Origin of the sequence: Sphingomonas asaccharolytica NBRC 15499 (assembly GCF_001598355.1) — a bacterium.
Classification (GTDB): domain Bacteria; phylum Pseudomonadota; class Alphaproteobacteria; order Sphingomonadales; family Sphingomonadaceae; genus Sphingomonas; species Sphingomonas asaccharolytica.
In genome coordinates this window covers 1-8,634 of the sequence record NZ_BCYU01000120.1, presented here as the reverse complement: position 1 = coordinate 8,634, position 8,634 = coordinate 1, and the positions used below count along the sequence as shown (strand labels likewise).

The 8,634-nt window shown below is 65.1% G+C and carries 9 protein-coding genes and 1 tRNA gene; 2 read left to right on the top strand and 8 right to left on the bottom strand.

Annotation, left to right across the window (positions count from 1 at the left end; genetic code table 11):
* Positions 1–92: 92 nt before the first annotated feature.
* The gene (locus tag SAS01S_RS20550) at positions 93–656 is read left to right on the top strand and encodes a helix-turn-helix domain-containing protein (protein WP_066812872.1); all 564 of its coding nucleotides are present in this window, start codon (positions 93–95) and stop codon (positions 654–656) included.
* A 7-nt stretch (positions 657–663) separates the two neighbouring features.
* Here the strand turns inward: SAS01S_RS20550 and SAS01S_RS20545 are convergent, their stop codons facing one another.
* From SAS01S_RS20545 to SAS01S_RS22305, 8 genes are all read right to left on the bottom strand, one after another.
* Complete coding sequence (locus tag SAS01S_RS20545) at positions 664–2,310, bottom strand: alpha-L-fucosidase (RefSeq protein WP_066812870.1); 1,647 nt, start codon at positions 2,308–2,310, stop codon at positions 664–666.
* Between the two features lie 199 nt (positions 2,311–2,509).
* A tRNA-Val gene (locus tag SAS01S_RS20540) sits at positions 2,510–2,585 on the bottom strand.
* A gap of 43 nt (positions 2,586–2,628) precedes the next feature.
* A complete protein-coding gene (locus tag SAS01S_RS23205; protein WP_245657044.1) occupies positions 2,629–3,423 on the bottom strand; it encodes a helix-turn-helix domain-containing protein in 795 nt (264 codons plus the stop codon).
* A gap of 5 nt (positions 3,424–3,428) precedes the next feature.
* Entirely contained in the window at positions 3,429–4,910 is a 1,482-nt protein-coding gene (locus SAS01S_RS20530) for an NAD(P)(+) transhydrogenase (Re/Si-specific) subunit beta (RefSeq protein WP_066812866.1), read from the bottom strand.
* A 98-nt stretch (positions 4,911–5,008) separates the two neighbouring features.
* On the bottom strand, positions 5,009–5,317 hold the full coding sequence (locus SAS01S_RS20525) for a proton-translocating transhydrogenase family protein (protein ID WP_066812864.1): 309 nt from the start codon (positions 5,315–5,317) through the stop codon (positions 5,009–5,011).
* A gap of 1 nt (position 5,318) precedes the next feature.
* Entirely contained in the window at positions 5,319–5,771 is a 453-nt protein-coding gene (locus SAS01S_RS22685; RefSeq protein WP_157082928.1) for a hypothetical protein, read from the bottom strand.
* A gap of 2 nt (positions 5,772–5,773) precedes the next feature.
* A complete protein-coding gene (locus SAS01S_RS20515; protein WP_066812861.1) occupies positions 5,774–6,907 on the bottom strand; it encodes an NAD(P) transhydrogenase subunit alpha in 1,134 nt (377 codons plus the stop codon).
* Between the two features lie 7 nt (positions 6,908–6,914).
* Positions 6,915–7,049: an aa3-type cytochrome c oxidase subunit IV gene (locus SAS01S_RS22305; RefSeq protein ID WP_084239282.1), complete on the bottom strand. Its 135-nt coding sequence runs from the start codon at positions 7,047–7,049 to the stop codon at positions 6,915–6,917.
* A gap of 159 nt (positions 7,050–7,208) precedes the next feature.
* Between SAS01S_RS22305 and SAS01S_RS20510 the strand changes: the two genes are divergently transcribed.
* The gene (locus SAS01S_RS20510) at positions 7,209–8,627 is read left to right on the top strand and encodes a sigma-54-dependent transcriptional regulator (RefSeq protein WP_066812859.1); all 1,419 of its coding nucleotides are present in this window, start codon (positions 7,209–7,211) and stop codon (positions 8,625–8,627) included.
* Positions 8,628–8,634: the final 7 nt, after the last annotated feature.

Here is an 8,634-nt window from a genome sequence, read left to right as displayed (position 1 = left end):
CTGAACGCCAAGCCCGTCGCTATAAAAAACTTGCCAAGAGCGCCTCGTTTACCCGAAGCTCGTGAACCGATCTGGTTGGCTGGGAGGGCGATATGATCACCGCGATCCGCGAAGTACGCCGTGCCAAGGGAATGACACTCGACGATGTCGCGCAACGATGCGTGCCGCCGACCACGGCACAGACGATCGGCCGCCTGGAGACAGGCATGCGCACGGTGTCGGTCAAGTGGCTCAATCGCATCGCGGCGGCGCTTGGCGTTGAAGCCGCGGATTTGGTACGCTTGCCCGACCAGGCGGATTTGCCCGTAGCCGCCATGCTGGGCGCCGAGGGCGTGTTCGCCCCCATCCGGGCAAGTCTGATCCCGCCGCCGCGGCCCGAAGCCGGCGCGGTGGCGATCTCCGTCAGCGCCGGGATCGGCGATTATCGCGCGGGCGACACGATCTGGTGCGCGCGGCTGGAGCCCGAAGCGTTCGGCCGCGCGCTCAATCGCGACGTGCTGGTGCCGCGCCCCGGCGGCCGCTTCCTGTTCGGCAGGCTGATCGGGCGCGAAGGCGACCGGTTGCAGCTGCTCCCGCTCGGCCCCGGCCAACGCCAGCAGGTGATCAGCGACCCCGCCTGGATCGCCGAGGCGAAGACGCTGGTCCGCACATTGTGAATATGCGTTAGACGAGTCCCCTCCCCCTGATCCGCAGCGCCGGCGCGAAGGCGCCATCCTGCGGCGCCGGCAGCGTCAGCCGCAGCGCATCGGCATCGCGGCGAAAATGCAGTTCGGGCCCGCCGATAAGGTCGACGCGCTCAATCACGGCATCGCGAAGCGCGTCTTTGCCCAGCGAGGCGATCGCGCTTTCGCGGTCGGGCCAGTCGAGGAAGATGGCGTAAAGCGTCTCCCCCTTCTTGGTGAAGCGGATGTCCTCGCCGGTGAACGGCTTCTGCTTGTCCTCGCCGAATGCGCCGGCGGGTGGCGGCTTGGTCGGGCCTTCGCCATATTTGCGCCAGGGACGCGTGGCGAAGATCGCCTCGCCGTTGCGCCGCGTCCAGCCCGTGAACTGGTCGACGATCGCCTCTTCCTTCTCGTCGATCGTGCCGTCGCCGCGGACCGGCACGTTGAACAGCAGGGTGCCGTTCTTCGACACGACATCCGCGAGGATCTGCACGACCTGTTTCGCGCTCTTGTAGCCGTTGCTCTCATAAAGCGGCCGCGAATAATGCCACGACCCGATGCAGGTACAGGTCTGCCACGGCGTTTCATGGATATCGTCGAGCACGCCGCGCTCGACATTCCAGGTGATCGCCCGCTGCGCGAACGCGTCGAGCAAGCCACCGGTCATGATCACGTCGGGCGATCCGTGCCACTCGACCGCTTGGTTGTAATAATGGGCGACCGCTTCCAGCCCATATTTGCCGAACGGCACGCCGGCATGGTCCATGAACATGAGGTCGGGTTTGTAATCCTCGACGATCTGTTTCTGCCGCCGCAACCACTTCTCGACGAAGCGGATGTTGCCCGAAGGCACGCCTTCCAGCCATTGGCCGTCGCGCTGGCCGTGCCAATCCACCATTTCCTTGGCGGAGGTGATACCGTCGGGCGGCACGTAATAAGGCCCGGTATAGAGTTCTTGCGGGTCGAGCCCGTCCCAATATTTGCCTGTGCCGTGCTGTTTGCGCAGCCAATAGGCGTCATAGCGGCGGCCACGCATCGGTCCCTCGGCGTCATAACCATAAGCCGGCTGGTACCAGTGCCAGGCATGGCCCGAATGGTTGGAGACACCGAACCTCAGACCGGCATCCCGCGCGGCTTTCTCCCAGGTCGCCAGGATGTCCCTTTTCGGCCCGACCCGCGCGCTGTTCCATTCCTGGTGCTTGCTCGCGTACAGGTCGAGATTGTCGTGATGGCAGCCCATGCCGACGAAATACCGGGCTCCCGCGGCGGCATATTTGCGGACGAGATAGTCCGGCTGCCAGTTCTGTGCCTTCCACTGGCCGATGATGTCGATGAACCCGGTCTGGCTCGGATGGCCGTAACGGCGGAGATGATCCTGATAGGCCGTTTCGCCGTGTTCCCAGGGTTGACGTCCCTGAATGTACAGCAGCCGCGCATACCAGTCTCCGAACTCGGCCTGGCATTGCGGACCCCAATGCGCCCAGATGCCGAGCTTGGCATCGCGAAACCATTCGGGATGGCGATATCCGGCCGCCAGCGAGTGCCAGTCGGCGGCGAACGGCTCACTCGTGGTTGCGTGCGCGACACCGACTCCGCCGGCCAGGGCCGCCGCTCCTCCGCTCAGCAACACGTCACGTCTCGTCGGCATCGATCGCTCCCAATGGGCACGCGAGACACCTTCCGATGTTCTCGCATATGAAAACATGAATTACATATGCAAGAAAGAGAATCCAGACCGTAAAATTGGTGCGTCCGGTCCGCGGCAGCCTTTTCATGCGAACGACCGCATTGTCCGCCACGGGCACCCGTCGGTGATGGGAGCCGACGTCGTCATGCTGAACAGGGAATGGTGGGCGGTGACGGTCTCGAACCGCCGACCCTCTCGGTGTAAACGAGATGCTCTACCAACTGAGCTAACCGCCCGTACGCCGTCCTGTGACGCGATGCGCCCGCCGATGCAAGGGGGTCAGGCGATCGCCAGGCCGTTCTGGGCGAGCGTCGCGAAATAGCGGTTCATGCGGTCGAGCGCTGCCTCACTCAGTGCCATGAAGGCGCGGCGGCGGTCGAACGGGTCGGGCTCGCGCACGAATAAGCCGTCCTCGGTCATCTTCGAGATCCAGCGCAATGCGGTGCTCGGCGGCACGGCCGAGGCGATGCACAGGCTCGATACAGATACCTGGGCGCGTTCGAGATGCGCGGCGTAGAGGTCGAGCAGCATGTCCCAGGCGGGATCCTCGAACAATACGTCAGGGAACGGGCGGCTGCGCAGCCGCCGCGCGCGGATCGCCTTGCGGACATCGGCGGCGGCGACCTGCACCGGCTCGGCCGGCAACCCATAGTCGCTGCGTTGATCGGCGACGGTGGCGGGAAGTGCGCGCGCCACAGGCTCGACCGGCACGACCAGGGCCTGCGCGACCGCCGATGCGAGATCGGCTGCCTCCGCGTCGCACAGTAAAGTGATTCGTCGAGCGAGCAACGGCGCGGCGACCGCATCGATCTGGCGTTCGGTCAGCGTGACGATCAGGCCGAATTTGGTTTCGGGTACTTGGCCAAGCCGGTCGACCGCATCGTTCAGCGTATCGGCCGCAAGATCCTCGAGCGCGGCGATGACGAGCTGCGCGCCCGTCGCGCCGGGCAAGGCAGCATCCGACCAATCGGCTTCCGCGACGATTTCGGCGCCGGCGCGGACCGCCGCAGCGGCGAGGTGAACGCGCGCGCCGGTCTGGCCGAGCAAAAGCACCCCGGGCCGCACGATCGGCATCGCGCTCACCCCAGCGCCTTCACGATCTCCTCGACCATCTTCTTGGCGTCGGCGAGGAGCATCATCGTATTGTCCTGGTAGAAGACGTCGTTGTCGACCCCGGCATAGCCGACGCCGCCCATCGAGCGCTTGATGAACAGCACGGTCTTGGCCTTGTTCACGTCGAACACCGGCATGCCGTAGATCGGCGAGCTCTTATCGGTCTTGGCCGCCGGATTGACCACGTCATTGGCGCCGATGATGAACGCGACGTCGGTCTGGGCGAACTCGCTATTGATGTCCTCGAGCTCGAACACCTCGTCATAGGGCACGTTCGCCTCGGCGAGCAGCACGTTCATATGCCCCGGCATGCGCCCCGCGACCGGGTGGATCGCATATTTGACGCGGACGCCCTCTTCCTTCAGCTTGTCGGCCATCTCGCGCAGCACGTGCTGCGCCTGCGCCACCGCCATGCCGTAGCCGGGGACGATGATGACCTGTTCGGCCTGGCTCATCAGGAATGCCGCATCCTCGGCCGAACCGCGCTTCCACGGCCGGTCGCTCGCGGCCGCCGCCGCGCCGCCACCGCTGTCGCCGCCGAACCCGCCGGCGATCACGCTGATGAAGCTGCGGTTCATCGCGCGGCACATGATGTAGCTGAGGATCGCGCCCGACGAGCCGACCAAGGCGCCGGTGATGATCATCGCCGTATTATGCAGCGTGAAGCCCATCGCCGCCGCCGCCCAGCCCGAATAGCTGTTCAGCATCGACACCACGACCGGCATGTCCGCGCCGCCGATCGGGATGATCAACAGGAAGCCGATCGCGAAGCTCAGACCCGTGATCGTCCAGAACACCCAGGGCGACTGGTCCTGGGTGAAATAGGCGACCAGCCCGAGAATGCCCGCGAGCACCGCCAGGTTGATGACGTGGCGCCCCGGCAGCATGATCGGCTTGCCGCCCATATTGCCGTTGAGTTTGAGGAACGCGATCACCGAGCCCGAGAAGGTGATCGCGCCGATCGCGACGCCCAAGCCCATTTCGATGCGGCTTTGGGCGAAGATTTGCCCTGCTGCCGCAATGCCGAAGGCTTCGGGATTGAGGAAGGCCGCACCTGCGACGAGCACGGCTGCCATGCCGACCAGCGAGTGGAACGCGGCCACGAGCTGCGGCATCGCGGTCATCGCGATGCGCCGGGCGGTGACGATGCCGATGGCGGCGCCGATGCTGATTGCAACAAGAATTTCCGCGATTGTCGTGTAGTCAGGAATGAAGGGGGCATCGCCGATGGTGCCCGTCATCAGATTTGCGTGAATGTATACCAGATGCCTGGGAACATGCGTCACCAACGTCGTTACGACGGCGATCGTCATACCGATCATGCCGAAGCGATTGCCGCGCTGGCTCGAGGTCGGGCTCGACAGCCCGCGCAGCGCGAGGATGAAGCACACCCCGGCGACAAGATAGGCCAGCGACGCCCAGGGATTCACCGCGATCGTATGTTCCATTCAACCCCCAACCGTCACCCCGGCCTTGTGCCTGGGTCCACCGCGCCGCTTGGCGCAAGTGGATGAGTGGATCCCGGGACAAGCCCGGGATGACGAAATCAATGTTTGGCCGCCGGCCGATCCTTCTTCTTGTACATCGCGAGCATCCGCGCAGTGACCGCGAAGCCACCGAAGATGTTGACGCTGGCCAGCACCACCGCGAGCAGGCCCAACCACTTCGAGGTCGCGCCGGTGCCGCCGATCCCGACCGCCGCGCTGGCGATCAGCGCGCCGACGATGATCACCGACGAAATCGCGTTGGTCACCGCCATCAACGGTGTGTGCAGCGCCGGGGTCACCGACCAGACGACGTAATAACCGACGAATACGGCCATTACGAAGATCGAGAGGATCGAGATGAAGTCCATTTTAGTCCCCCGGGGCGGCGAGCAGTTTGTCTCGCAGAGCAACTATCTTGGCGAACTGTTTGTCGCCGTCGACGAAATGTTGATCACGATCTTCACGCTGCTTGCGCACGGCGTCATCCGCGGTGAATCCAGGCGGTGGCGGTGGCTGCACGCATTCGTAGAAAGTCTTTCGATCTTTCCTGGCACGGTCGGCAACTGCCTTCCGATAATCGGAGAACAGCGGCGTACCTTTCAATGAAGCGACGAAAACGGCATCGCGCGCGGCACGGGCGCTTTTATACGCTGCTACAGTCGCTGGAGCGCAGTGCGGAACTGTGAAAATTTGATAGTCATCGACCAGCTTGCGAAATTCGGCCCGGCCCGCCGGGACTAGCCTCTTGCTCGCTGCGGTGGCGGGCAAACTACAAGCGACCCCGACCACCGACGCGGCGGCAAAAGGCCATTGTAGCGCCATCCTCACCCGAGCAGCCTCTGGTTCACGACCTGACCATCCTTGGTCAGCCGCACCGCATCCCCGATCTCCTCATCGAGCACCGGCTTACCCGCTTCCTTGTCCCAGAAGGTCGAGAGGAAATTGTACAGGTTGCGCGCGAACAGCGCAGAACTGTCGGTGGCGAGGCGCGAAGCGACGTTCTTGTGCCCAACGATGCGCACCCCATGCTTCTCGACCACTTCGCCGGCGACCGAACCCTCGACATTGCCGCCGCTTTCGACCGCGAGGTCGACGATCACGCTGCCCGGGCGCATCGTCGCGATCTGCGCGTCGCTGATCAGCCGCGGCGCGGGACGGCCGGGGATCAGCGCGGTGGTGATGACGATGTCCTGCTTGGCGATATGGCCGGACACCAGTTCGGCCTGCGCCTTCTGATATTCCTCGCTCATTTCGGTGGCGTAACCGCCCGAGCCTTCGCCCTCGATCCCGGCGACATTCTCGACGAAGATCGGCTTGGCACCGAGCGACTGGATCTGTTCCTTGGTCGCCGAGCGCACGTCGGTCGCCGAGACCTGCGCACCCAGCCGCCGCGCGGTGGCGATCGCCTGGAGGCCGGCGACGCCCACACCCATCACGAACGCCTTGGCGGCGGAGACCGTGCCTGCCGCGGTCATCATCATCGGAAAAGCGCGGCCATATTCGGCCGCGGCGTCGAGCACTGCCTTGTAGCCGGCGAGGTTGGCCTGGCTCGACAGGATATCCATCGATTGCGCGCGGGTTATGCGCGGCATGAATTCCATTGCCAGCGCCTCGATGCCGGCGGCAGCATAGCCGTCGACGCGTGCGCGCCCATTTTCTCCGGCGCCAAACGGGTTGAGTCCGGCGACCAGCCAGACGCCTTTGGCGGCGTCCTTCAGGTCGGCCGGATCGGGCCCCTGGATGCCGAGCACGATATCGGCGCCCTTTAGCGTCGCCGCCCGCGTCCCGATCGTCGCGCCCGCGGCTTCATACCCGGCATCGTCATAGCTGGCGGCAACACCCGCGCCCTGCTCGACCGCGACCTGGGCACCCAGCGCGGCGAACTTCTTGACCGTTTCCGGAGTCGCCGCGACGCGGCGCTCGCCCGACGCGGTTTCCCGCAGGACGGCGATCTTCACCCGCGGCTTACTTGTGACCGGAGGAAATGAGCCAGATCACGATCGCCGCGATCAGGAAGCACCCCACCGCGCCATATTTGAGCATCCCGAGCACCGAGTGATACGTCGATTCGTGTGCCTTCATGTCGGTCTGGTCGGCCATGCCGCAATTCTCTCCACCCTGGATTGTGCCGCGGTCTTAGCCAGCACCGCCGTGCGCCTCAAGCCCGCAAGCGTTAAGTAAGCGTCCGCATAGGCTTAAGCTGACCTTTACCCCCTTCTCCTAAGGGTACCACATGACCCAGGAGAAGAAGAGGGCGGGATGACGCGCAACGGACAGCGCCTCCTGATGTTGATCGACGACGAACCCGCGCAGCGCCGCCTGGTTTCGGCGATTGCCGCGCGGCGCGACTGGCGTTCGGTATTCGCCCCCGACGGCGAAACCGCGATCGCCATGCTCGGCACTCAGGATGGGATGCAGCTCGACGCGATCCTGCTCGACAGTTTCGGGCCCGAAAGCGAGGCCGAGGCGCTGATCAAGGAATTGCGCGCCCGCCGCCCGCAACTCCCGATCCTGATGCTCACCGCCAACGGCTCGGTCGCGCAAGCGGTCTCGGCCATGCGCGCGGGCGCCACCGATTATCTGGTCAAGCCGTTCGCGCCCGAGCGCTTGTTGTCGGCGCTCGAAGTAGTTGTCGCCGGTACCGACGCCGGCGAATTGCGCCCGCTGACCGAAAAGATTCCAGCCCTGCTCGGCTTTGACGAGATCGTCGGCGCCTCCCCCGATTTCCGCGCCGCATTGGCAATCGCCGCCAAGGCGGCACGCGCCCGCGTCCCCGTCTTGATCGAGGGCGAAAGCGGCGTCGGCAAGGAAGTCGTCGCCGAGGCGATCCATGCCGCCAGCCCACGCGGCAAGAAGCCGATGATCGCGATCAATTGCGGCGCGATCCCCGCCAATCTGGTCGAAAGCGAGCTGTTCGGGCACGAAAAGGGCGCGTTCACCGGCGCGTTCGAGCGCAAGATCGGCAAGTTCGCCGATGCCGATGGCGGCACTCTGTTCCTCGACGAGATCGGCGAGATGCCGCTCGATGCCCAGGTCAAATTGCTCCGTGTGCTGCAATCGGGCGAAGTCCAGCCGATCGGCGCGCGCCACACCCGCGAAGTCGACGTCCGGGTCATCGCCGCGACCAACAAAAGGCTGATCGAGGAAGTCGAGGCCGGCCGGTTCCGCGAGGACCTTTATTACCGCCTCAACGTCGTCCAGGTGACGATTCCGCCCTTGCGCGAACGCATCGGCGACATTCCGGCGCTGGCCCGTCATTTGCTCGCGCGGATTGCCGATCAGCCTGGGCTGCGCCCGCTCGGCATCACCGACGACGCATTGGCGCTGCTCGGCCGCTATTCCTGGCCGGGCAATGTCCGCCAGTTGCAGAATGCGCTCTTCCGCGCCGCCGTCTTGTGCGAGGGCGACGCGCTGACTCGCGCCGACTTCCCCCAGATCGCCGCGCTCGGCACCGCGCGCGTGCCGACGCCGGGCGGCCAGATGGCGACCTCGGGGGGCGTCACCCTGTTCCGCGCCGACGGCAATATGCGTCCGCTGGAAGAGATCGAAGCCGACGTCATCCGCCTCGCCATCGGCCATTATCGCGGCCGGATGACCGAAGTCGCGCGCCGGCTCGGCATCGGGCGCTCGACGCTTTATCGCAAGCTCGGCGAGCTCGGCATCGACAACGCGGCTTGAGGACTAA